Genomic DNA, 24984 nt, shown 5'->3' on the forward strand with positions numbered 1-24984 from the left:
CAGCCGACCTCTCCGAAACATCGATCAGTGCGGACACCCAGACGCACTCCGACGTCACAACTGGGGCGATGCCGACGTAGATGGCGAGATGCCCGAAAGCGCCGAGGCCGTACTCGTCGACGATCCCGGGGAGGACACCTGGCAGCGGCCGGGGGCGCCGATGCCAGGCATCTCCGCCCCGGGCACGAGGCCGCGCAGCGGACAGGGCCTACCGTTTCCCGGTCATCGCGTCATCGGTCTCGGTGAGCCGGACCTCGGTCGGCGACCGGACGTGCTGGACCAGAAGAGGTGCCTCGGCTCCGATCTTGGCCAGAAAAGTTCCCCTGCCCAATCCCATGATGGTGTCCTCGGTGCCGGCCGGAAGATCGTACAGATCCACGCACGCCAGCGCGTCGCTGCGCAGGGACTGGCCGAAGATGAAGACCGTCTCGGCCTCCTGCATCAGTGACCGGGCCGCCGACCCTGCCGGCAGATCCGAGACATGGTGGAAGCCGGCCAGCGTCGCGAGGCCCAGACCGCGCGCGAGCTTGGTGTTCCGCTGGAAGACCCTGCCGAGCGCGCCTTCCGCCACGTGCCAGCCCTCCTCCACGATGTTGACCGTCTGCATGAGTTCCCGGGAGCGGCGGGCCAGCATGTTGGTCTGCCAGGTGTTGATCACCGTCATCACGAGCCGGAGGGCAGGCCCCTCCACCGGAAGGCTCGAGATGTCGAAGTGGACCAGCCCACTGGGGTGGTCCAGCTGCACATCGTCAGAAGTCTCGGCGTCCACCAGCCCCGAGAGATCCTCCTCGATCATGCGCTCCAAGGCGAACGCCGGATCGAATCCCCAGTCGCGCAGTTCTGCCACCGAGATGGCGATCTCTTCCGCGGCCTTCACCGCGGGATCGATCAAATGGTGGACGACATCGCGGATGACCGGTATCCGCCGCCGCTCGTGCGCGTCGCCGGTCGCAGCGAGCAGTGCGATGCGAAGCGCCTTGCCCTCACGCTCGCTGACGGCTCGCCCCAGCGCCTCGGCGAGAACGGCTCGAAGGAGCATCATCTGCCCGGTGGGGCGGCCGGACTGCCGATCCTGGTCGCCCTGGTCCAAGGAAATGACCGGATCGAGCAGATTGAGCCTGCTTCCCTTCCCGCTCACAGTGAACCGGATCGAGGGCGCACCCACCGCGCGTGCCAGCTGGGTGTACTCACCTTGCCCGGCTTGAGTCTTTTTGTCCAATATGACCACCCTGCGCCCGGCGAGCATCAGCTGCCGCAGCGTTCCCCAGGTCTTCAGCAGGGAGCTTTTACCCTTGCCGACGTCACCGATCACCGCGACGTTCGGCGACGACACCAGCCTGTCGTCGTAGGCGATGAACGGATCGTGGCACACCAATTGCCCGGACAGACGGTCCGTGCCGAGAATCAAGCCTCGATGTGTTGTCGGCGGCGACGACAACGCGAGATTCAACGCCTCGGCCTGCCTTGTCGTGGACCGGGCACCAACCTCCCTCGGCTCGTACCAGCCCGCTCGGTCCAGCCAACGGGTCCGTCGCCGCTCACGTCGTTTCTTCGGGAGTGGCGGAACCACCGCCTCCGGTCTTGTCATACAGACACCATCATTCTCTTCGGCGAACGAACGTCGGCTGTCTCAGAACAGAGCCGGGACAGAGCCTGTAGCTGTCTTCCCTGCGGGAACACCGCGTGATCGGGCGACTCGTCCATCCCCCGGATTTCGACCGGTTCTCGGCTTCGAGCCATCGAACTGTCAGGCATGCCGGTCAGGTCCTCCTCCCGGAATCGGGCGGACCGCTTCCGGCCGGAAGTCGCCACCGGTGCGAACCTGCGACACCTTGACGACATCGCCGCTTTGCGGCGCCTCGACCATGTACGGCACTCCGTTGACGACGCCGAGGAACAGGGCCACGTGGTGGACGACTGAGCCGTAGAACAACAAGTCTCCCGGGAGCGCGCCCGCCCAGGGGACGATCGCCCCGCCGTCGGCGTACTGGGCCCGGGACGTTCGTGGCAATGAAACACCCACTTGGGCGTAGGCATGGAGAACGAGGCCGCTGCAGTCGAAGCCGACCTTGGCGAAGTCTCCGTGGGCGTCGGCCACGCCACCGTCACGGATCCCCCGGGACGGCCCGGCGGCCGTTCCGCCGCCCCAGGCGTACGGCGTTCCTAGCCAGGACAGAGCCGCCGCCAACACACGGGCCGCCTCCGCGGTCGGCGCTTTGATCATTCCGGCGATTCCCGCTGAAGGCGGCAGTTCCACATCGACGCCGTTCGCGCTGACGGCCAACGGCCCGCTCGCGCCGGTCTGACACGTCATTTTGGCCGTACCATCGTAAAGCACATCGGCCAGCGCTTCGGCCAATGACTGCCAGGGCGCGTATTTGTCCGCGCCCGCACCACTTGCCTGGACGACTTGGCCGATGTCCGCATTGGAGCGGGGGTCCGAGTCGTAACCCGGCACACGAGCCAGAAGGACCGTGAAGAACCCCTTCGCGGCCATACTCGTGTTTCGCCGGTCGTAGCCGGCATAGGCTCCGGCAGGGCCAGGAGCGATCTGCTGAAAGGCACCGGTCGCCCTGCCCGCGACGGCGGCCGCGTCGAGAGTGGACTCCTGCCGTGCCACCTGGAGCGCGATGACCGTTCCGCGTTTGGTGACAGCCATGCCCTTGGCTACGCCGACAATCGCCTTCGCAACCTCCAATTGAGGCAGGGCCAGGTCCGGCGACGTGGCATCCCCGAGCGTTGAGTGGTCGGCCGCCCCTGTGCAGTTCAGGGCTTCCGCACGCTCAGGCGCGGGCAGGAGCAGTAGCACTCCGCCCCCGGCCAGCACCAAAGCGGCGAGCATGGCGCGCAGACGCATCAGCCTGCCTCCACTTGCTCGGCGACCAGCCAACGTCCGCGCGGCTGTAGGACGACCCTGCGCATCGACCGCACTTGTTCCGTTTCGAATGCGACGCCGGCCGCCGAATTGACCCGACGCGCCGAGAGCACCAGATAGCGAAGGTCGGGGCTCTGCGGCGCTTCAGGGCTCGGCGTCGCGACCACTTCGTCACAACCGCTGCTCAACTGTTGTTCCTGGGCGCTTCTGTACGTGTTCTCATCGTCGCCGTCGCGAAGGTCCGCTTTCACCGCGGAGGGCGTTTGGTAGCGCGCCGCACGATGAAGGTTCGCGTTCATGGGCTCGCGCCAATCGGTGGCGCACCATTCACGCAGCCACGCTGTCGTCACGGCAACCGGATCGGCGAACACCTCGGAGTCGTTCGGCCGCGCTCCGTCCGGCGGTACCAGTGGCCGGACCGAGGGTTCGGACGTCCGTCCCGGAGGCCCTGGCACAGCGGGCGACACAGGTACCTCGCTCCGGCCCTCGGCAGGTCGCGGTTCCGAAGACAGCGACGGACCGGACGGAACAGGAGATTCCGTGCCACATCCGGCACCGAACCCAGCGACGAGCAGCAACGCCGAAATCACCGCGCGCACGCACCTCACCTCCAAACGGATCGACACTCCGTCCGAAGTGTGTTGTTCCGGGCAAGGCAAGGCCAGGCAAATTCACATTTTATGTACGAAGTGCGAACAGTTGCGGCGTGGTCGGGCATCTACGGCCAGATATCCCACACTCGTCGAAGCTTCCCTGCCGGGTGCCAGAAATCTCCGAGTGCCCCGGTTACCTTTATTTCCTCCGGCACACCGAGACTCGCGGGCCAGATCTGGAGCAGGGTCTCCGCCATCGGATCCGGCCGTTCTCGAAGCTCGACCGCTTCGCCGCAGTGATCACGCACGTGATACCGAACGCGGTAGTCTCCCGCGCCGACCGGTAGCGGATCCCACGGGCACACCAGCGTCCGCGTCCAGTCGAGGATCGCGGCAAGCCCGGTCGCGGATCGGTAGCCGAACTCGATGACGTCGTCATAGGAGTCGGTCACGTCCGCGGGTATGCCTGGATACACCTCCGTCACGACCCGCACCCGGTCCGCCGTCCAGGGTACCTGCATCTGAAGCTTCCCAGGTGAGGCAGTAACCAGTCCGGTCCACGGGGAGAGGCCAGGGTTGACCAGTCCGGTGCACTCGCTTACGAAGAAGTACGTATGCGGCGGGTTGATAACACATTCGCCCCTGCCACGATACGTCGCCGAGCCTCCACCTGCTGCCATAGGTGCCGGTCTACTCTGCAGCTGGCAGGCCATCCCCGCCTCTCGTCGAAGAAGGGCCGTTTGTCGGCACTGAATGCCCGATTTTCGATTCAGGGACTCCATCCGACGCCATGGCCCGATCGCGAGATCAGCTACCGGAATGCACGAAGATATCCAGATCGACGCCACTGAGCAGGGCGAGTGCTGAGCGCAGTTGCCGCTCGGCACTCGCGTGATCGCATCGATACGCGGCGCGAAAGGCTTCAGCAGCGCTGGACAAGGCGACCATCAGATCGACGCGCTGCTCACGGAGCGAAAGATCGTCAACTTTGACTCCCATATCCAGAAGACTGTCGACATAACGATCGAGCCAGGCAGCCAACTCAAGTCCTGGAACCACGGCACCCGGCGGCATAGGCGGAGCCCCAGCCACATTTCCACACTCTTCGATATCTGACCAAATATCGTTCATTGGCCATCCATGATGTCCCTCTACATCCACGATGCCCCGCCTCACTCGTTAGCGTCAAGAGACCCCCTACTTCCGGGAGCCAGTCGATGATTACTCAAAAAACACCCGCGCGTCCACCGCCGTTCAGCGTCATCTCGCACTCGGGCCGGTGACATGGCGATCACTAAGCGCGATACGCCTGCCGAAATTCACACTACAGGGCATGAACAAGTATGAATTTCACCCTTTTTGTCATCTCGAACCCCCGGCGACCCTGCAGTCGTGGGTTCAATGCGAAGTTAGTACGTCCGACTTTGTCACAACAGAAGCGGCCAGAGAGATCAACCACATGACCCGACGACCTATACGGCGAACAACAAGGGTCGGTCGTCGCTGTCGTGCGCGACTGACTGCGACTCGCGGGCCGAGACAGAAGTACACCTCAACCCGCAAAGCGAGCTCATCAGGTAAGCGACGAAAAGACCGAGGCCTTGTCCATCAATTCCCGCCTACCTGAAATGTGAAGCTTCCGATACACGTTCGACAGGTGAAACTCGATGGTCCGGACGGTGAGGACCAACCGCTCCGCGATCTGCTTGTTGCTGTACCCGGTTCGCGCGAGCTCGGCGATCTTTCGCTCCTGTATGGTCAGCGTCGTTCGCGAATCACGATCGACGAGCCCACCCAACGCGTCCTCTGCCCGCTCCGTGAGCTTCCTGTTCCCCATCCGGCGCGCCAACCCGCCGGCCCGCTCAAGTCTCCCCTTCGCGGCCAGGTGGTCACCGTTCCGCGCCAGCCGGACACCCAATTCGTAGCACGCGGCAGCCAGGGCGATAGGCGAGTGGGCGACGTCCAGCAGATCGATGGCGTCCTCCAGGCTCGTCGTCGCTTCCCCGTCCTCGACCATCGCGCGCACGTACAGCGCCCAGCCGACATAGGCCGGCGCCCCCCACGCGAGAGCGGCATCGTGCTCCGCCTTCGCCGCCTCCTCGGCCACCTGATCGCGTCCGGCACCGCTCGCCGCCAAGGCCGCGAGTCCTCGGCAGCGCGGAACCGCGACATGCGCGGATGCCTCCGATTTCGGCAGCCGGGCACACCTGCTGAGATCTTCGAAGGCGTCGGAGAAGCGACCCGCCGCGAGATGGACCGCGCCGCGAGTGGCGAGCAGAAGTGGTCGGGCGGCGTCGTTGCCACCCAGATACCGTTCCCAGTCCAAACCCGCGAGCAGTGCGTCCGCCGCTTCCACCTCGTCGGCAGCGACGAAGGTCTCCGCCAGGAAAGGCAATGCGAGCTCTCGGACGAAGGAGGACTCGGCCGCTGCGGCCAAATCGCCGAACTGCCTCTGGGCACCCGCCAGATCGCCGACGAGGCGACCTTGTTGCGCCCGCAGAACGGCGAGAACGTCAGCGATGCCACCCCTGCTCCCGCGCTCCAGCCGACGCAGTGCCGCATCCGCCGCCACCAGTTCGCCGGCCCACAAGAGAACAGTCAGCCCGCGCCACAGGCAAGGCTCCAACTCCGTGCAGGCCTGATCTTGGAGCGCCGCCTCCGCACATCGGACCGCCGCGGCCCGATCAGTGCCCTGTTCCATGAGTTCCAGAGCGGCGGCGGCCTGACAGTCGCCATGCGATGACGTCGAAGTGCCCCAGATCGATCCGGCGGCCGGTCGTGGTCGCAAAACACCTCCCGAACTCCCGGCGGCACCAGACATCAACCTTGCCTACGGTACGCAACCGTATCGACCCGGTCACCGCCCCGATCGAGATGGGTGCCCACTCAGCCCGCTACGACCAAAACGTGAACGAAGTGCACTTTAGCAGGCTCGACCTGGGGTCGAACCACAGAATCCGTCGGTGGATTTGACGCACGGCGCGTAGCCGCCGACTATTGTGAGAATTTTCGCGAAGAGCGCTCGGCACCTGGCCGTCACAGGTTGCACACGGGGTGGAGAGCCACCCCTGCGGGACATCGCCGAGTACGTGCTCACAGCACCACAGGTGGACAATGCGAACCGACGGCGTTCCCGTTCGCGCGGTCGCTGTCGCCCACGAGGACAGGGCAAGATCGGCTATCACGTCGTCTGGGCAGCCGCGAAACACTGATCGAGTTGGTCAGCATTTGACTGTGGCTGGACCGGCAGATGAGGAACTCGCCCCGGCGGAGCGTTCCGCCGGGGCGACAGAGGGCATGATCATATCCTTCGAAAGCGGCGTTTGCCGAGCTCTGCGCGCCGCCGCGACGCGGGAAATCGCTGAAATCAGACAAGTGCACGGCGACTGCTCACGCGCCGGAGTCGGCCTCGATTTCGAGGAGTACCGACTTCCCAGTGAGCCTTCAGAGCACTCCTGCTCGCATGGCGTAGGCCACCGCATGCGGTCTGTTACGCAGGTTCATCCGGTTGGTCAGGGCGTAGATGACGTTCTTCACGGTCCGCTCGGAGTAGCACAGTTTCTCCGCGGTCTCGTGGGTGTCGTACCCCTCCGCCATCAACCGCAGCACCTCGATCTCACGCGTGGTGAGCCCTGCGGCCCCGGGCCCGCTGTCTGAGAGCTCTTCACGTTGCAGCTTCCGAATACTTTCGAGCAATCGACCGAGCAGATCCGCCGGGAGGTCGCCCCGCCCGGGCGCGACCGAGAGGATGGCCTCGACGAAACGGGCGCCCGTGGTCTTTGACCGAGGCAGCACTGCCGCCACCCGAGACTCCGCCACTGCCACGATGTCGCTTTCACGCAGCTCGTCGGCGAGCAGGACTTTGGGAACTTGCGAGATAGAGCTGTCGTCCCGCAACTCGGCGGCCACCTGCGAGGTCAGCCGGTCGACATAGACGACCAGCACGTCGTGTTCAGTCAGCGTTTCGGGATCGACCAACGCCAACTCGGCACGAGTCCGTACGAAGCTCGTAAGCCCTGCCTGCATGATCGGATCGGACGCCTGCACCGCGACTCGTACCGGTTCCACGATGTGTCCTCCTGGCTCGAATCCCTTGGACCATCAGGATCCGAAAACGGACTTCACAATCCCTCAACGCGCTGGCCAGGGCTCTTTCCCGCAGGGAACAAGTCAATGTGAATTCTTCTCATTCGCCAAAGCGGTCTCGATACCCATCGACCTCAGGTTGCTCTATACCATTGAGAAGCGCGCGAAGTCCCAACTCGAACACCTCGTCAGCTTCGATCCGCTCCCCGGCGCCATCGGCTCCCGGGACGAGGTGACTCATTTCCTGGCCGGCCCCGGCCTGGAGCTGTCCCGCGACGCCACGTATGAAGCTGCGCAAAAGGAGGCTGTAGCGAACCGAGGTGGTCCGATCCAACCCATGCCTGAGCAGAGCCCGCATCACCCATTCGGCCTGCGTCAACGCCACGGATGATCGCGAAAGGCGATCGACCTCGATCTGTGAGAGCCAGGGATGCCGCCGATACACATCCCACAACGCCCGGGCGACCGTCTCGACTCGTAGCCCTTCAGGAGTCTCGTCACACGGCAAGGCCTCGGCCAATGCCGTCTCCGCCATCAGAACAAGCAGCTCGGAACGATCCCTCACGTGGTAATACGACGACATCGTGGAGTTGTCGAGCTTCGAAGCGATCGCCCTCATACTGGCGGCTGCCAGTCCCTGCCGGTCCGCGATCCCGATCGCCGCCTCCACGATGCGCCTCCGGGCGCTCCCCCGAGCCGAGACTCCATCCAGCCCACCCGCGACCCTGGTGTGGACACCAGGATCGCCTCCGACAAGACCCTGCTCTCGTAGAAGCCGTATCGCCCTGCTGGCAGTGGCATGCGCCACACCCCACCGCTCGGAGATCTGCCGGATCGACGGCACTCGATCACCGGGCTTCAATTGACCCTCGATGATACGGAGCCGGATATCCTCCGCGATTTGTTCGAACATCGTCCTGGCCGTCGTTTCTCACTCCCTCACGAAAACGGCACCACCGCAGTGGGCACGTCGTCAACGATGCCCTCCGAGAAGCCGAACGCGAAGGGCCCCGGGAAGAATCAGGTATGAAAAGGCACAGATGTACGCTATCGATACACGGCCGCCGATCGCGTACTTGATCCAGGCGCGAAGTCAAGAGGCCAGAGGTCTCCAATTTCTTGGCTGGACTGGTTCGTGACGGGATGGGATCGTGGTTCCTTCCGTCCAGCACCTCGCTCCAAGCGAGAGAAGCGCCGCAGGATCCCACGAAAGGGAAGATGAACTCTACTCAAGCTGGCCTCCCGTCACAGCGCGCCGCGGACATCAAGACCGTTGCGGTCAGGAGACCCCAATGCGCGCACACCGCACGCTCGGGGCAAGCCTGCAAAGGCGTGGTTCGCTATTCGGCGCCATTGAATCGATACGCATCATCGTGTCGGCAGCACATGAGCGAACTCGAACGCAAAGCATCCGATGACGACCCCCTGTGGAGCCAATTCGGACAGGTTTTCTGGTTACTGCAACAGGCGGAACTGCGGTCCGTTTACCCGTTGCGCACGGTCGATATCGCGAACGCGATGCGAATCCACAATACCCGAGCTTCGGAATTACTCAATCACCTGATGCGCGTCGGTTATATCGCCGGAACGCGGCGGGGCAGGCAGCTCTACTGGTCTCTTCACAGCGGTGGCCCAACGGGAACCTTCGAGGACAATAGGGCATCGCTTACGGATATTAACGCAGTCAGGATGACACCGTTCGTGGGGGCGTCATAACATTGGGCATGGCCAGGGATCCAGACATCGTTCCGCTCGAACGGTGCGACATCAACGGGTGCGCTTGGCGCGGCAGGTGCCCCGAACATGACATCGAGGCCGAAGTGGATGCCGGGCTGGAGAAGCTGATGCGCTCTCGCCCCTTCGGCGCCGGACGGAAGACCGCCCGTTCCGCGGCCCGATACGCCGCCACTGAACGCGTGAAATCGAAGGTCTTCGTCACGACCGTCGAAGAGCGCCGGAAGAACCCCCCGAAACCTGTTCGACGGCGTCGCACCATCGTGCATCCGGACACCTTTCCTGCCGTCTACAACCTCAGCACGACGATGCGCGCGCAGGTCGTCCGGTATTCCGCTCCCACACCGCACGAAGTCCCTGCCACACCTCCGGAGATCTCCGGCGTGCCACCCGAACCAGCCGGGACGGCGCCTGCCGCCGGCGAAACAGAACGGCCCTTCCGGCCGACACCGGCATTGCTCGCCCAGTTCCGGCCGCCCACGTTCAAGACTGCCGATGACCGTGCCAACGTCAGCAGGGCGGTGGCCCCCGAACCAGTACGTGCCCGCACACGGAGTCATCGGACTCCGGTCGTACCCGCTTCATGCCCGGCGTTGGCGACAGCTCTGGACGCCATGCGCAGGGCTCGCCGCGAGATCGACGGCTCCGGGCATGGGAGGCGCAATTCGGCGAATCTCCCCGGGCAGGCATCTCGGTATTCACGGTGAACCGTGGTCCGAAGAGTGGCCTGCGCCGCGCCCCCGAAACATTCTTTTCCTCCAGCGGTGATGCCGGGCACACCAAGTACTGCTGGAGTTCGGCACCCGCGTTTCGCCTGGCTCTTCGACGAGGCGATGAACGTTCTCGCGTTGGTCGGCCACGCGGCGGCACTGGGCCAACGCGGGAACACCTGCAACTTGCTTGAGTAGGCACGACCACTATCAAATATCGGGCATGCGGACTGCATGGACCGAGTCGCTCACCATTGGCCTCTCCTCCAGCGAGCACCTGGAAGAGCCCGGGCAACCAGAGGTATGCAGGAGATGCCCGGCTTGGTCGACCCGAGAATCAGCCAGTCGAGATCGATCTCGACGAGCAGCTTGACCGCTGGAGTTCCGCGTACCAGCCGACGAAGCTCCAGCGCTTCTGACAGGGGCCGAGATGCCCGCTGAGCAGGAAGAAAAGACGAAGCAGAGGCATCAGCGGAACGGTCACTGGCCGTATCGTGAAACGAGAGGCGGACGGAGTCCCTGTCCACCAGGATACGGAGCGACTTCGATCCCGCAGTTGCTTCGAACGATTGAAAGGAGGCTCTTTTGCCGCCGCCTGCCGATCGCGAACCCTGGGGTGAGGAGGCCCACGACTGGGACACCGAGACCCACCGATCGTTCTGTGGGCCTCCTCGTCGTTTATTCTCCATCCTCGACGTTGAGAACGGCAACGACGCAAGAGCGATCATGCCCTTTCTTCTCATGATTTTGCCCTCGACCTCTGAAGCAGCCCTCCACCTTGCCTGAAGTCAGGGCATCGTGAGGAATATTCCTCGTCACGAACCCGACCAATGCCGAACCGCGAACCGGCATCAATTGTCCCCGACGCGACTTCGAGATTCGTGCTCAGGAATTCGGCGAACTGCGCATACACGGCCCCTGTACCGGTTTTCCCGCCGAGCGCGACATTATTCTCTTCCCGATTCGCGAGAACGGCTAGCGGGAGACCGAGGTTTCTGAACCGCTGCAAGCGGTTCAAGGCGTTGCTGGTGGCTGATGTCCTGACGGCGAGATCACCCGCGCGCTGCATGAGGGGGCAAGCCGTGGCTGATGCCGGCCATCGACGAATGCCGGCTCGGGCTGGAAAATGGGCAGCGACACCGCGACGGGCGAAGGGCCCGCGGCGGGTGATCGCGGACGAGGCCTCCTGGCCAGCGCGAAAGGACCGGCGGCGGTCGCTGTTCCGGCATGGCAGACGCGCGGAAGTTTGATCGACAGCAAGAGCACAGAGTTCAAGTCAAGACACGAAGCCCTGAGCATCCGGTCGCTGGTCACGCGGCAGCCGGCCGCCGGAACGGGACACGCGCTCGTCCAGACACAGCGAGTGCGGCGGCAAACCGGGACCAGCTCACCTCCGGCTTACAGGTCGAACCATCACCTCGAGGCGCGAGGCGCCCTGAGCGACAACACTTCGTGGCCCGCCGACGTCAACTCCCCTCACGACGTCGAAGACGATCCAGCTCCTGCAGCAACTCTTCACGGTCCTCGACACGCGTGATCGCCTCGATGGCGGCCAAAGCATTGTCGTCGGCGGACGGAGACAAAGGTGCCCGCCGCCCGAGCACCGGTACTCCCGCCTCGTCGGGGACCCATGCTTCGGCACCGGCTGTGAGGAAACCCGCCGGGTCCCCTCCCTTCGTCGCCTTCTCTTGCCCGGGCATCCCCTGGGCCATACCGCCCATGAATCCACCGGTACCCATGTCGCCACCCGACCGCGGAACTCCGGACACGCTCTGTGCGGCAGGCGGCATTCCGCTGGTCATGGGGTCCAGCCCGCCTGCCGACTGAAACGCCCCTGGGACCGGGGGTGTACCCGGCGAACGATGAACCCCTGGTGCCGAGGACGGGCCGTTCACCGGATGGGGATCGGGCGCGTAGGAGCCCATGGCTTGCGCCGACCCGGCTGGGCCGGGGGTGGACAGGTGCGCGGTGGGGAGAGAGCCCTGCGGAGAAGAGGCGGGCGCATTCACCTGTGCAGGTGGCGGCGCGGCGGGCGCACTCACCTGTGCCGGCGGCGGCGCGGCAGGGGCGCTCGCCTGAACGGGTGATGGCGCGGCGGGGGAACTCGTTTGAGCTGGCGGCGCCGCCTGCACATGCGCAGTGGGCGAAGCCGAGCTGGGTGCCACGACCGGTACCACCGCATGCGTCTCGGCGGTCGTACCGGCAGTGAGCGGCTCAGGAGTGCTCGGCTGGTGACGCGCCGGGCCTTCGGAGTCCGTCCTCGCCCCTTCCCTCTCGGCGTTCCGTTCTTTCTGCTTCTCCTGCTGCTGCCCTTCCTGAGCGGTCGCGGGGTGCTCGGTGACCTGTTTCTTCGCCTTCTTGGCCTGCGTCTGTCGTCCCAGTACTCCGCCGACCACGATCTGCCCGTGGTCTCGGGGGCGAGCGACCCCCTCCGACGGCGCCGCTCGGCCCAGCATGACGGGTACCACTCCGTCAGGCTCCTTCGATGGCGCCGCCGGTGCAGGTGACGAGCCGTGGCCTGACCACACATTGCGACGCGCCTCGCCCGGGCGAAGGAGGGCGCCGATGGGCATGACGATTCCGCCGGCCGCGTGGCCGCCCGGCCGCATCGGATCGTGGCGCTCTTCGCGGACGAGTGGCTCGCCTTCACCTGTGCCTGCGACCGGCAGGACCGGCGTCCCCGGCGAGACCGGGACGTCTGACAAGCCGCCGGGCATCGGAGACATGGCCGTCCCGATGTCCTGGTAGACGGTTCCGAGGTCGTAGAGCACTTGCCGCGCGGCTTCATGGTCGTTCAGCCGGTTCTGCGCTCGAAGGTCCTTGATGCGCTGCTGGGCCCGCGCCAGGGCGTCGCCCGCCCGTCGCAGCGCGGCGCCATACCCTGGACTCGCCATGGCTTGGACCACGGCGGCCGTGCCACCGGTCAACTTCCGGGCCAAGTCGTCGAACGACTCCGCGATCCGCCCGGACCATGCCGACCACATATTGCGGGTCTGGCGCTCGAAATCTTCCTGGACCTGTCCAAACCTCGCCATCGCGAGGTCGAACGCCTGCGCACGCTCGTAGAAGGAGTCGGGGCTCAGCTCCTCGATCAGACTCGCGAGCTGATCGAAAGTGAGGTTCTGCAGCTCCGGGCCAATGATCGGCGGCGGTGGTTCCGGTGCACCCACGGGTCAGTTCCTGCCCAGTACGTGGCTGGGCGGCTGCTCGTCGCTTTCGCCGTTACCCCACGCCCCCGGTTCAGCCTGCATCCAGATCTCCGGCTCCCGTTCCTTTTCTCCCTGAGGACCGCCGCCGCCCATGCCGCCACCGCCCATCGGTCCCATCGGTCCCATCGGCATACCGCCCTGAGCCGCGTTCGCCGCGACCTGGCCAGGACCCGGGACCGCGGGCGCGGCCGGACCACCCTGGGTGGTCAACCCGGAACCGCCTTGGAAGGGCTGTGTGTCGAACCGGCCACCGGGAGCACCGCCGGAGCCGACACCACCGGTGGTGGGGCCCACTCCGGCGGCGGGGCCCCCACCGGAGCCGCCGCCTCCGGCGGCAGGACCGCCTGTCAGGCCTGCACCGCCTGACTCACCCGGGTCCAGGAACCTGCTCATGGCGTTGCCCTTGTCTCCTGCGGCGATGCCATCGATGGCTTTGTTGACCGCTTCCTTGGTGGCGGCGAGCTCCTGTTTCTCGGCCGGGGTGTCGTCCGGCGCGGACAACGCGTCGATCGCCTTGCCCGCCTCTTGCTTCGCGTGTTCGAGCGCCTCCGTGTGCGCGGGGCCGGTCAGTTCGGGCGCGTCGCTGATTTCCCCGATCGCCTTCTCCGCGGCGGTCTTGGCCGCGTCCAGCGCATGGGTGCGCGACTGGTCATCGCCTTCCGCGCGGAGGCCGTCGATCGCCTTGTCCGCGGCGCCCTTCGCGTCTTGGACCAGCTGGTAGTGCTCCGGAGCGGCGGACTTGTCGATCGCGTCGGACACGGCGGCCTTGGCGTCTTCAAGTGCCTGCTTACGCTCGGGGTCGTCCGTGTCACAGATGAGATCGTCGATCGCCTTCTCCGCGGCCTGCTTGGTTTCAAGCAACTGCTCGCGGCCCTCACGATCCGCCGGATCGGACCATTCGGGTCCGCCTGGCTGGTCGCTCAAACCGCCCATCGCCTCCAAGGCGGCGTTCTTCGCGTCTTTGAGGGCGGTCTGCCGTCCGTCGGAATCTCCCTGCTTGGCCAGGTCGTCGATCGCCTTACCGGCTGCCTCCTTCGCCGCCTTGAGATCGCTCTCGCCCGGGCCACCGGTGAGTTGCCCCGGCCCGCCGGTCGGGCTCGCGAGCCCGTCGATGGCCTCCTCGGCAGCTTCCTTCGCTTCGTCCAGCGCTTTTTTGCGTTTCGGGTCTTCTGTTTTCGCGGTGAGACCGTCGATCGCTTTGGCGGCCGCGTTTTTCGCATCCGTCAACGCCTGCGGCATCGCCGCCGGAATGCCACCCACCCCGGGATCCGTACCACCTGGCCCGGCAGCCCCCTCGCCGCCGGCCCCTGGCATGTTCCCGAGGCCGTCGATCGCCTTCTCCGCAGCCTGTTTTGCCTCCCCAAGCGCATTCTGACGAGCCGGATCCTGCGTTTGTCCCGCCAGATTTCCGATCGCTTCACCTGCGGCGTTCTTCGCTTGTTGAAGGGCCTGCTGTTCCTGCGGGCTCGGCCCACCCTGTTCCGCACCACCCGCGCCCTGCTGTTCCCCTGGTGAACCCCCGATTCCCTCGCCCGCCGCACCCGGCTCGACCGGCCCCGGAGACGCGAGTCCGGCCGCCGGTGGCTCGGTCGACTTGATCGGCGTGGTCTCCGCTCCCGGCGTAGTCGGTTTCAGTTCGGAGAACGCGTTCCCTGGAGGAGTTTCCTGGGGCTTTTCCGCTTTCGGTTCCGGAGTCTCCGTTTTCGGTTGCGGAGTCTCCGCTTTCGGCTCCGAAGTCTCCGTTTTCGCCGGAGGTTTGTTCGCGTTGGCCTCTTTGGGCTTCTCCCCCGTGTTAGGATTACCAGTAGTGGTGTCGCCGTCTGAGATGTAGAGCGGGACGAGTTCCGCGCCTCGGGCGTTATATTGCTTGGCCAGCACCCCGAGCCTGTCCCTAATTCCTTGCAGCAGCGCCTGATCCAGGCTGGACCGCATCTCGCGAAGGTCTACCTCCAACTGCTGAAAAATCGCCGTTGAATTGGCGACATTCTTCATTACATCTTTCTTGGCGGCAGCTTTAAACGACTCAGTATACTCCGCCTTCTTGCTATCACGCGATTCGTGAAGCTTCCACCAATCGGTCGCAAACGCCTGCACCGCGTTACCGATATTGCTCATATTAGCCGCGAATTGCTTCGTCGACAGCGTCGAATAGAGTTCTTCGCTGATCTTCAGGACCGCGTTGGCGTACTTGTCGAACGCCTCCCCCGCCTTGCCCTCCAAGACGTCCCTCACGGCCTTGATCTGCTTGGCGAATCTGTCGTTGATGTCGGCCAGCGCCTTCTCGGCCGTCTTCAAATCCGCGTCAAGCTCGTGCCACGCCCAAGCCGGGTCGGACCTGCTTGCCCCGGCTTTCGAACCATCGTCGTTGTAGATTATTTCAGTGACGACATTGTCGATATCAGCCACCGACGAGTAGGTGTTCGGTTCCAACGCGGGCGAGACGCCCGTGTACTGACCGACCAACGTCGGCTTGGTCGAGGACATAGCAAGGGTCCTTTTCTTTGACGGACGGCGCCCGGTCAGGTCGTGATCGACGTGTTCAGGTTCTGACTGTAACCGTCTCCAACTTTACCCTTGCCCTGTCCCGGCGAGTAGTTGTGCTGATTGCTTTCGACTTCCTTGTCAAACGTGTTGACCGCGGAGACAACCGAACTCTCAAGGCCGGCGATGACCTTGCTGATGGCCTCCGCATTTTGGCCGTCAGCGTTCGAGAAGTCGGCCGCGATCTTCTTCAGTTTTTCTTCCATCTGAGCAAAAGCGATCTTGAGGTGTTCGGCATGAGCCACGACCGCATTGCGACGATCGTCCACAATCCGCTCCAGCCACATCGCCAGCGGCATCTTACCCGCATTCGGCCAATGTTTTTCCAACGCCTTGAACGCACTCATGTCATTCATGAGATCACCGATGGCATTTGCGGCTTCGGTTATTTCACCCTTATCGAACTTCGTTGCCATAAAAGCTCCCGCTCCTCACGTTTGAAGTCGATCAGACACGACTGCGGTGTGCCGGGCAGAATTCGCCCGGCACACCGCTCAAGTCAGACCATGTTCTTCGCACCACTGGCGTCAGCCGCCTGCATGTTGTCAGATGCATCCTTGAACGACTTACGAAGGTTGTCGAGGTTACTCTTGTTCGCCTCGATATCCGACCGGAGGTCATTGGCGAGCTGATCATAAGCGGTCGCCGTGGTCCCCTTCCAGTCGACCATGATCCGCTTGACGTCGGCCGCGAGTGCTCCTGCCTCGCCCTCGATATCATTGGCCTTCGCGATCATCATCGCCAGACATTCGTCGATGACATTGTAATCGTACGTGATCGTGCCGTCAGACATTTATTTCTCCTAGAATCTTGGCTTGGTCGGACAGATCAGGCGCCGAGGAAATTCCCGGTCTCCATCGGGACATTCAGGATCGCCTGCATGCTGTCGGAGTCCATGGCCTCCTGCCCCTTGGCCTCACGGCGCATGATCTCGGCCATCCCGCGCATGTGCTCGAGAACCGACTTGCGCACCGACTCCACCCAGCGATCGATGGTCGAGTGGAGCGCCCTCGTTGCGTCGCTACTGCTCCTAGCCAAAGTGGTGACGACCTGTTCCTTCAACTGGTCGAGTTGTCCACTGATGTTGTCTGCCGTGTCTTCGTGTCGACTGGCCTGCGCGTTGATCGTCTGAGCGTTGAGCTGAGTGGAATGCGACACCTAAATCCTCCTGCGATGAGTGTTATAGCTTCGGCGCACGCTGCGATGATGATTGCGTAGCACGATGACCACATTTCAAGATTAGCTATCGTCGACCATCCTGATGGCATTACGATCAAAGTTGAGTCCCGCGATAGGGATTCCCCTTACGAGGGCCGATAACGCATCACGACCTCCCTGGCTGGGCTTGTCGTGCCGCCTCCGCGCTGAGCACCGGCCCGGTCGGGAGCAGGTCGAGCAAGGACATCGGAACCGGAATCGCCGCGGACGCGGTGTACCCGAGCGCGGCGGCCGTTTCAGCGTCACGCAGCGGATACTTCTCCCCGATTTCGGTGATCAGGTAGGCGGCTCCGCCAACGTCACCGGGGGCCGACGGGTCACGGGCGAGCACGCCACCCCCCGCCGGTATCGCGACGCGATCGGCCGTCGTGCCTGCGTGGTGCGTGCCCAAAGGCACCGAGGCCTGCATGACCTGGCCGTCAGGAACCAGCAGCGCGGTCAACGCCTGCCCCGAGCCTGCCGTGGGATCCTGCCGCACACAAGGCTGCGAACCCGGCGGCGGATCGATGACCGCGGGAGGGGCTGAAGGCATGTCGCCGACAAGACCTGCAGAAGCCGTGGTCGACACACCCGACATGGCACCCGGTCCGACCTGGATGGGCTCGATCACCCCGTCCGGATACGCCTGCCGAGTGCTCGGAACGGCTAGGAGTAGCGCGGCGCCTGTCCGGCTGAGGACGGCCAGCCCATCACGCCGCACGAGGTAGTTCTGCTCGGCGTTGATCGCCGAGTTCCGTACCTGGTAGATCTGGCCGACCAGGCTCTGCTTCCCGTCGATCACCGGCCCTGGCTCGCCGATTCCGGGGACGACCGGCGCGGCGAGGTCCGGGCCCTGCGGGATGCTGTTCAGCCAGGCCGGCGGCACGTCCAACGGTCGTAGCGCATCGTAGCCGAGCGCGGCGGCGGCCGAGCGGTTCGGAACTCGGAACCGTTTTCCTTGCGCCACCAGATAGAGCCGTCCCCCTTGGGTCACGAGCAGCGCCTGCCCGTCGCCGAGCACCGTGCCTGCCGGGTTTCCCAGCAGCAGGGTGACCACCGGGCCCTGCGAGGGGGTCGTGCCCGCGGGGAGCTGGGCACAGACCGTCCACGGTCCCGCGTTCGCCTGGTGAGGCGCGGGCAGAGCGTCCGGAGCACCGGGGATGCCGATCGGCTGGCCGACCGGGGTGCCCGCGAGCGCGGCGGGTGAGACCGAGGTGACCGCGCCGCCGGAGTGGGCGGCCACCAGCCGGGCGGACGAGTAGTTGAGGACGGGGCGGAGCTGACCGCCGAGATAGACGTAGCGGGCGCCGCTGGTCTTGTCCATCACGATCGCGCCGTCCTGCCGCCAGGAAGAATCACCGGTCGAGGGCACGAACAGCCCGAAGATGCCGAAGACACCCATGATCAGCGCGGCGAGCACGAACCCGAGCACCGTCCCGGTGGTCATCCGTTTGGCCGGTGACTCCAAAGCATCCGGTCTGCCGTGCGTCACGGCGGCCGCCAGCCGTCCGACCACGAAGAAGTACGCCTGGACCTGATCCTTGCGCGATTTCATCAGCCCGCCAGATTCCGCATGAAGGTGTAGACGTGCAGCACCTGCAGGAGGATTGGCAGCACCGCGATGGCCGTGATCAGCTCGAAGATCTCGACCGCCCGTCCCCAGTACGGCCGGAACCTCCGGCCAGGCAGGCGTTCGCCGCCGAGCAGAAACATCCCCGCGACGAGGGCGAGGGGAACCACGACAACGAAGCGTGCCTCCATCGGCTGGGCCGCACCGAGCTGGGCGACGGCCACGATGACCACGACGGCGGCGGGCGACAGGACGGCCCACCGTTGGATCGCTCCGCTCGGATGACGGGAACGGATCACCAGGAGCAGGGCGATGACGAGCGCGAACACCAGGAGCCACACGTCTCCGCCCGCGGCCAGCACCGGCAGCAAAACAGCCTGCACGAGTCCTAGTCCCGTGTAGAGGGCCGTGGAGTATCCGAAGGTCGCCGCACCCCGGTCCACGACGACCTTGTGCGGCACGGCGTCGACGTCCTCGTGCAGCTCGTCCGCGCCGGTCGGAAGCATGGGCAGCGTCAATCCGGACAAGCGGAACGCGGTCGGCGGAATGAACAGTCCCAGGATCAACGAGATCGTCAGCCCCACGGCAGCCGCCTGGGCCGGTACGACGGGAGTCGCGACTCCGATGACGCCCGTGATCAGCAGAAGGACACTGAAAAGGATCGCGCCGGCGAACAGCAGCGCCGCGTCCGCGACCACGATGACGCCGACGACAAGGGTGAGCAGCGCGCCCGCTGCCCCGCCGGTGAGGGTCGCCATCATGGCCGCCGACGGATCGAGCAGGAGCACGGCGTGGACCCCGGCAAGGGCGCCGTAGCCCGCGGCGGCGCCCGCCAGTACCACGGCTGGTGCGGGTTTCGCCGCACCACGCGCCACCAACGCCGCCGCCACCAGCAGCGCGAAAGCCAGAAGGCCGGGCACCAAAGCCTGCGCCGCCACCGCGGATTCGGGCAACAGCAACCAGCAACCAAGCAGCAGCGCCGCGATCGCGCCTGCGCGGAACATCGACCGCACCCGCGCGGGAGTCAGTGTGCCGGGGTGTTCGTGCACCTGTTCCGCGACACCGTCGACGAGGTCGTCGTAGTCGATCGCGGTGAGCTGCTCCGCCCGGGGAAGCAAATGCAGGCTTTCCCCGTCGACCACACTCAACTCGACGAGCGTGCGATCCTCGTCGAACGCGGGCTCACCGATCCGTTGCACCACCCACCCTTCGTGCTCTGCTCCCTGTTCGATCGTCTGTGCCCCGAACTGGGTGAGGATCGCGGGAAGCAGGTCGGCCAGCGGGACTTCCGCCGGCAGCGCGAGCTCCCTCGCCCGCTTTCCCAAAACGAACCGTAGCCTCGCCGAACTGGTTGTGCGATGCTGTGTCTGCTCTTCCATCAAGCAACAGGCCTTTCCTCCACGGTCCAGTCCCGAGACCGGATCCGACCGTAATGACGTGCCCGCCCATCGGCGCCCGTTCACGACCGTCGGCCCGGAAATAGAGGGAGACCACTCACCAAGGGGAGAGCCTGTGAGCACCACCTTGTTCGCCCGGCAGGCACGTCGGCCGGTGCCACCCGCGCCGGACTCCGAAATCGAGCTGCAGCCGCCACCCGGCGTACCCGAGGACACCGGCGGTGGCATCAGCTCAGTGCTGATGTACGCGCCCATGGCGCTGGGATCGCTCGCGATGGTCATGATGTTCGTCCGTCCGGGAGCCGGTGCTTTCGCCTATATCGGCGGCGGCCTCATGGTCGTGTCCGCACTAGGCATGCTCATCACCCAGATGCTGCGCAATTCGGTGACCCACAAGCAGAAGCTCAATGGTCACCGACGTGACTACATCCGGTACCTCGCGCAGCTGCGCAAGCAGGTGCGCAAGCAGGTGGGCGCCCAGCAGAAGGCTGCGCGATGGATCCATCCGGACCCGCGGTCACTGTGGTCGATGGCGCTCGGATACCGGTTGTGGGAACGTCGCCCGGCCCACGACGATTTCGGGGAGATCCGGCTGGGCCTGGGCACCCAACGCTCGAATACCAAGCTGGTCCCCCCGGACAGCAAGCCGATCGAAGACCTCGAGCCTCTCGCCGCTCACGCTCTGCGCCGGTTCATGAACGCGTACAACACGCTGCCGGACGCACCGATCGCCCTTTATCTGCGCGGCTTCGGGCAAATCCAGTTCAGCGGCGACGACGAGGCCATCCTGGGCCTCACACGGGCCGTCCTCGGTCAACTCGCGACGGCTCACGCTCCCGGAGACGTGCACATCGCGGTCTGCGCCGCGGCCGAACGCATGGAGCGGTGGGATTGGCTGAAGTGGCTCCCCCACAACCAGGACGCGGAAAGCCGGGACGCGGCAGGAGCGCGACGGCTGGCAGCCGGCGACATCAGCCAGATAGAGCTCCTGCTGGGCGGCCCCTCTTTCACGGGCAGGCCGCGCTTCGAAGCGGATACTCCGATCACCGCGTCGGAACCGTTCGTCGTCCTGGTCCTGGACGGTGTGCCGGTGCCCTCCGACCACCGGATCGCCGACGAGGGCTACCGGAACGCCGTCGTCCTCGACATCTCCGGATCCTTGCCTTGGCAGCAACGTTCCGGAGTGCTGTTCCTGGAGGTCGAGGCCGACGACCTCCGGACCGTGTCGTTCGACCGGGTGGGCAAGCAGCAATCAGCTTCCTTGGGCCGTCCCGATCGACTCAGTGAGACCTCGGCGAGCGCGCTCGCGCGGATCATGGCGCGGTTCCGCGTCGGCGAAGCGGTGACGGAGGATGAGCCGCTGGCCGGCGACTACGATCTTGCCTCCCTGCTCGGAATCGGCGACGTCGCGACGTTCGACCCGGTCAGGTACCGCCGGGATCGGATGACCGGCAAGCGACGGTTGAGGGTACCGATCGGCATCGCCGGCGCCGGTACACCGCTCGAGATCGACATCAAGGAAGCCGCCGAAGACGGCATGGGTCCCCACGGGCTGTGCGTCGGCGCGACGGGATCAGGGAAGAGCGAACTCCTGCGCACACTGGTGATCGCCTTGGCTACCACGCATTCGCCGGAGGACCTGAACTTCGTCCTGGTCGACTTCAAGGGCGGCGCGGCTTTCCTCGGCTTCGACCAGCTGCCTCACACCTCCGCGGTGATCACCAACCTCGCCGAGGAACTCGAACTCGTCGACCGGATGCAGGACGCTTTGACCGGCGAAATGAACCGGCGGCAGGAGCACCTGCGGGCGGCGGGCAACTACGCTTCCCGGCGGGACTACGAGGCGGCCCGCGCTCAGGGGGTGCCGTTGGAGCCCATGCCCGCACTGTTCATCGTCGTGGACGAGTTCAGCGAGATGCTGTCGAGCAAACCCGAGTTCATCGACGTGTTCGCCATGATCGGCAGGCTGGGCCGGAGTCTCGGCGTACACCTGCTGCTGGCGTCCCAGCGGCTTGACGAAGGCCGGATTCACAAGGTCGAGACGCACCTCTCCTACCGGATCGGGCTCCGGACGTTCTCCGCGATGGAAAGCCGCAGTGTCATCGGCGTCCCGGACGCCTACGAACTGCCGAACAGCCCGGGCAACGGGTATCTGAGGCCGGACACGCAGACTCTGGTGCGGTTCAAGGGCGCTTACTCATCAGGGCCATACCGGGCGAAGCAGAAGAAGATCACCTCCGCCGCGAAACAGCACATCGTCCCGTTCACCACTCAATACATCGAGCCGATCGCGACGGCGGAACCCGAGTTCGTCGACGAGCCCCAGCCCGATGAGGCCACCAAGACCGTGATCGACGTGCTGATCAACCGGCTGCGCGGCATCGGCCCGCGCGCGCACCAGGTCTGGCTGCCCCCGCTCAAGACATCGGCCACCCTCGACCAACTCCTGCCGCCGCTCGTGGACCACCCCACGTACGGGCCACGTCCGGTCGGTGACCTCGACACCGCGCGCCTGGCCGTCCCGGTGGGGCTGATCGACCTCCCCGCGCAGCAAAAGCGTGAACTGTTGCTCGCCGATCTGTCGGGCAGCCAGGGTAACGCCGCCGTGGTCGGCGGCCCGCAGAGCGGCAAGAGCACGCTCCTGCGTACCTTGATCTGCGCGCTAGCCCTCACCCACACACCCGAGCAAGTCCAGTTCTACTGCCTGGACTTCGGCGGCACACTGTCCGCGCTCGCCGCCATGCCCCATATCGGTAGCATCGCCAATCGGCTGGACCGCGATCGTGTCACACGAACCGTGCTGGAAGTCACCAACCTGATGGAACGCCGCGAAGCCATCTTCGCCGAGCACAACATCGACTCGATGGCCAGCTACCGCCGTGCCCGTGCCCAGGGCAGGTACCAGGACATCGATCCGTACGGCGACGTCTTCCTCGTCGTCGACGGCTGGTACACGATCCGGCAGGACTTCGAAGACCTGGAGGACAAGTTCACCGAACTGGCCGCGCGGGGTCTGAGTTTCGGCATCCACCTCGTCATCTCGTCCAACCGGTGGTCGGAGATGCGGCCGTGGTTGCGGGATGTGATCGCGACCCGTTTCGAACTCAAGCTGGGCGATCCCGTCGACTCGGAGATCAACAGCCGGTTCGCCGCCACAGTGCCCGCCATCCCTGGCCGAGGTATCACACCCGAGCGGCTCCATTTCCTGGCCGCGCTGCCCCGGATCGACGGGGACTCCCGGACCGACGATCTCGCCGAGGCGACCATCGAGCTCGCCGAGACGCTGGCGCCGCCCGGCGTGCCGCGGGCGCCTCAGGTCCGGCTCCTGCCGCAGAGCTTGTCCGTACGCGAACTGCCAGGGCCGCGGGCGCCGTCGCCATCCGCCGAGATGCGCATGGCCCTCGGCCTCGAAGACCAGCATCTCGAGCCCGAGTGGCACGATTTCGACGCTAGCCCGCATCTGCTGATCTACGGTGACGCCGAGTCAGGGAAGACCAACCTGCTCAAGCACATCGCCCGGTCGATCGTCGCCCACCACACCACCGACGAAGCCCGCATCATGTTCGGCGACTTCCGCCGGGAGCTGCGGACCTCGATCCCGACCGAGTACCAGCTTGAGTACGCCGTCGGGGCCGAGGCTCTGACCAAATCGATCGCCGGCGCGGTGTCGGTGATCGAAAAGCGCATTCCCGGACCTGAGATCACCCCCGACCGGCTGCCCCTGCGGGACTGGTGGGAGGGCGGACGGCTCTACATCATCATCGACGATTTCGAACTGTCGGAGTCGAGCGGAAGCGCCGGCCCGTTGCAAGCGTTGATGCCGGTTCTCGCGCAGGCGGCCGATGTCGGGGTGCACGTCATCCTGGCGCGCAGTACCGCGGGTGCCAGCCGGTCGATGGGCAACCCGGCCATCCGCCGGATGTGGGAGCTCGGCACGCCGGCCCTGATGTTGTCCTGCCCCAAATCGGAGGGGGCCTTCCTCGGCAACCTCAAACCGCGGGTGCTGCCGGCGGGGCGCGCTCAGTTCGTCAACCGACGCCGGTCGGTGCGGCTGGTGCAGACCCCGTTGATCGACGACGAGTCCTGACCCGTCGTCGGCTGAACGGCTGCCTCGTCATCCGGTGACGGAGATCTCGCCTCCTGGGTTCTCCGTCACGGGATGGCAGCGGGGAAACCCGCTCGCAAGCGCGAAAACGGCTCCCTAGTGGAGGCTCTGTCGACCAGCCGACTCGACAGCGATCATCGCAAAGGTCGTGCCGCGTAGGTGAGACGCGAAGTGCATCGGCGGATGGCCGACGCCGTCCTATTCGGGCTTCGCCGTCTCCTGGTTAGCCTGTTCTTCCGCTGAGGGCTCCCATCGAAACACCTGCACGCCCGAGGCATCCTGAGCAGCGCTCGCATAGAGCTCGGAGAAACTGACCTCGTCCATTTCCAACGTCTCGCGCATGAAGTCACCGGCCAGCCTGACCGAAGCCGGACCGCCCGGATTGAACAGTACGTCGATGCCGTCGGCCAGCAGTCCGGTCAACTCGCCGAGGTCGATGCGCCGCCAGCCAGGTGAAGCGATCCGCCTCCGGTACGCCTCGCCCGTGGCGACGACGCAGCAAGGCACATCGTCCGGAGACTTCGTCACCAGCGGACGGCCGTCACCGTTCATGGCGATGTCGAACAGCGAGTCGCGAAGCATCAACTGGATCTGCTCGGGTTCAGCGCGTCCCTGCAAGACCAGGCGCAGGACGGCATCCAGCGGATCCGACGGCGAGTCCTCGCCGGCTGGCAGGTAGTCGGGATTGGCCCGGAACTTGCCGACCTTGCCGTCCGCCTCGACCGGCCAGAGCCCGACAACGGCCTCGATCGGCGGCGAGTCGTTCTCCGAGGACGGGCTCCAGACCGGATCCATCAAAAGGAACCAGTTCTCGAATGGACCTTCCGTCTGTGTTCCGTCGGTGTCGGTCATGGGGGCCATGATTGCTCCTTCTCGTTCGGAATCGGTGGGGAGGTCGGCGAACGCACGGACGCCGCTGGGGTTCCCGGCGCCTGCCACCCAAACTCACGCAAACACTGGTGAGGTA

The 24984-nt window shown here is 65.3% G+C and carries 17 protein-coding genes and 1 pseudogene; 1 reads left to right on the forward strand and 17 read right to left on the reverse strand.

Annotation, left to right across the window (positions count from 1 at the left end):
- Positions 1-208: 208 nt before the first annotated feature.
- From ACLJPX_RS35525 to eccD, 16 genes and pseudogenes are all read right to left on the reverse strand, one after another.
- Positions 209-1408 (reverse strand): ATP/GTP-binding protein, encoded by a 1200-nt coding sequence (locus ACLJPX_RS35525; protein ID WP_410604728.1) that lies wholly within the window; start codon positions 1406-1408, stop codon positions 209-211.
- A 339-nt stretch (positions 1409-1747) separates the two neighbouring features.
- Entirely contained in the window at positions 1748-2857 is a 1110-nt protein-coding gene (locus tag ACLJPX_RS35530; RefSeq protein ID WP_410604729.1) for an NlpC/P60 family protein, read from the reverse strand.
- A complete protein-coding gene (locus ACLJPX_RS35535) occupies positions 2857-3246 on the reverse strand; it encodes a hypothetical protein (protein ID WP_410604730.1) in 390 nt (129 codons plus the stop codon). The genes ACLJPX_RS35530 and ACLJPX_RS35535 overlap by 1 nt, the downstream gene beginning before the upstream one ends.
- Before the next feature lie 347 nt (positions 3247-3593).
- Complete coding sequence (locus ACLJPX_RS35540) at positions 3594-3989, reverse strand: hypothetical protein (RefSeq protein WP_410604731.1); 396 nt, start codon at positions 3987-3989, stop codon at positions 3594-3596.
- Positions 3990-4275: 286 nt separating this feature from the next.
- Positions 4276-4599, reverse strand: a complete 324-nt coding sequence (locus ACLJPX_RS35545; protein WP_410604732.1) for a hypothetical protein — start codon at positions 4597-4599, stop codon at positions 4276-4278.
- 442 nt (positions 4600-5041) lie between these two features.
- Positions 5042-6169: a helix-turn-helix transcriptional regulator gene (locus ACLJPX_RS35550; protein ID WP_410604733.1), complete on the reverse strand. Its 1128-nt coding sequence runs from the start codon at positions 6167-6169 to the stop codon at positions 5042-5044.
- 743 nt (positions 6170-6912) lie between these two features.
- Positions 6913-7536, reverse strand: coding sequence for a helix-turn-helix transcriptional regulator (locus ACLJPX_RS35555; RefSeq protein WP_410604734.1), 624 nt, complete (start codon positions 7534-7536; stop codon positions 6913-6915).
- Between the two features lie 118 nt (positions 7537-7654).
- Positions 7655-8224 carry a TetR/AcrR family transcriptional regulator gene (locus ACLJPX_RS35560; protein ID WP_410604803.1) on the reverse strand — a complete coding sequence of 190 codons (570 nt, stop codon included), beginning with the start codon at positions 8222-8224 and terminating at the stop codon, positions 7655-7657.
- Between the two features lie 63 nt (positions 8225-8287).
- Positions 8288-8467: pseudogene (locus ACLJPX_RS35565) on the reverse strand (GntR family transcriptional regulator); the annotation flags it as partial.
- Between the two features lie 2997 nt (positions 8468-11464).
- On the reverse strand, positions 11465-13168 hold the full coding sequence (locus ACLJPX_RS35570; protein ID WP_410604735.1) for a hypothetical protein: 1704 nt from the start codon (positions 13166-13168) through the stop codon (positions 11465-11467).
- Between the two features lie 3 nt (positions 13169-13171).
- Complete coding sequence (locus ACLJPX_RS35575; RefSeq protein ID WP_410604736.1) at positions 13172-15691, reverse strand: large repetitive protein; 2520 nt, start codon at positions 15689-15691, stop codon at positions 13172-13174.
- 35 nt (positions 15692-15726) lie between these two features.
- The gene (locus ACLJPX_RS35580; RefSeq protein ID WP_410604737.1) at positions 15727-16164 is read right to left on the reverse strand and encodes a hypothetical protein; all 438 of its coding nucleotides are present in this window, start codon (positions 16162-16164) and stop codon (positions 15727-15729) included.
- Between the two features lie 83 nt (positions 16165-16247).
- Positions 16248-16541, reverse strand: a complete 294-nt coding sequence (locus tag ACLJPX_RS35585; RefSeq protein WP_410604738.1) for a WXG100 family type VII secretion target — start codon at positions 16539-16541, stop codon at positions 16248-16250.
- Between the two features lie 35 nt (positions 16542-16576).
- On the reverse strand, positions 16577-16906 hold the full coding sequence (locus ACLJPX_RS35590) for a hypothetical protein (RefSeq protein WP_410604739.1): 330 nt from the start codon (positions 16904-16906) through the stop codon (positions 16577-16579).
- A 166-nt stretch (positions 16907-17072) separates the two neighbouring features.
- A complete protein-coding gene (gene eccB, locus ACLJPX_RS35595; RefSeq protein WP_410604740.1) occupies positions 17073-18500 on the reverse strand; it encodes a type VII secretion protein EccB in 1428 nt (475 codons plus the stop codon).
- Positions 18500-19894 (reverse strand): type VII secretion integral membrane protein EccD, encoded by a 1395-nt coding sequence (eccD, locus tag ACLJPX_RS35600; protein WP_410604741.1) that lies wholly within the window; start codon positions 19892-19894, stop codon positions 18500-18502. The genes eccB and eccD overlap by 1 nt, the downstream gene beginning before the upstream one ends.
- A gap of 133 nt (positions 19895-20027) precedes the next feature.
- On the opposite strand from eccD, the gene eccCa reads away from it, so the two are divergent.
- Positions 20028-23999 (forward strand): type VII secretion protein EccCa, encoded by a 3972-nt coding sequence (gene eccCa / locus ACLJPX_RS35605; RefSeq protein ID WP_410604742.1) that lies wholly within the window; start codon positions 20028-20030, stop codon positions 23997-23999.
- A 216-nt stretch (positions 24000-24215) separates the two neighbouring features.
- Here the strand turns inward: eccCa and ACLJPX_RS35610 are convergent, their stop codons facing one another.
- Positions 24216-24869 (reverse strand): type VII secretion system-associated protein, encoded by a 654-nt coding sequence (locus ACLJPX_RS35610; RefSeq protein WP_410604743.1) that lies wholly within the window; start codon positions 24867-24869, stop codon positions 24216-24218.
- Positions 24870-24984 lie beyond the last annotated feature (115 nt).

Source organism: Amycolatopsis sp. lyj-90 (assembly GCF_046549035.1).
Taxonomy (GTDB): domain Bacteria; phylum Actinomycetota; class Actinomycetes; order Mycobacteriales; family Pseudonocardiaceae; genus Amycolatopsis.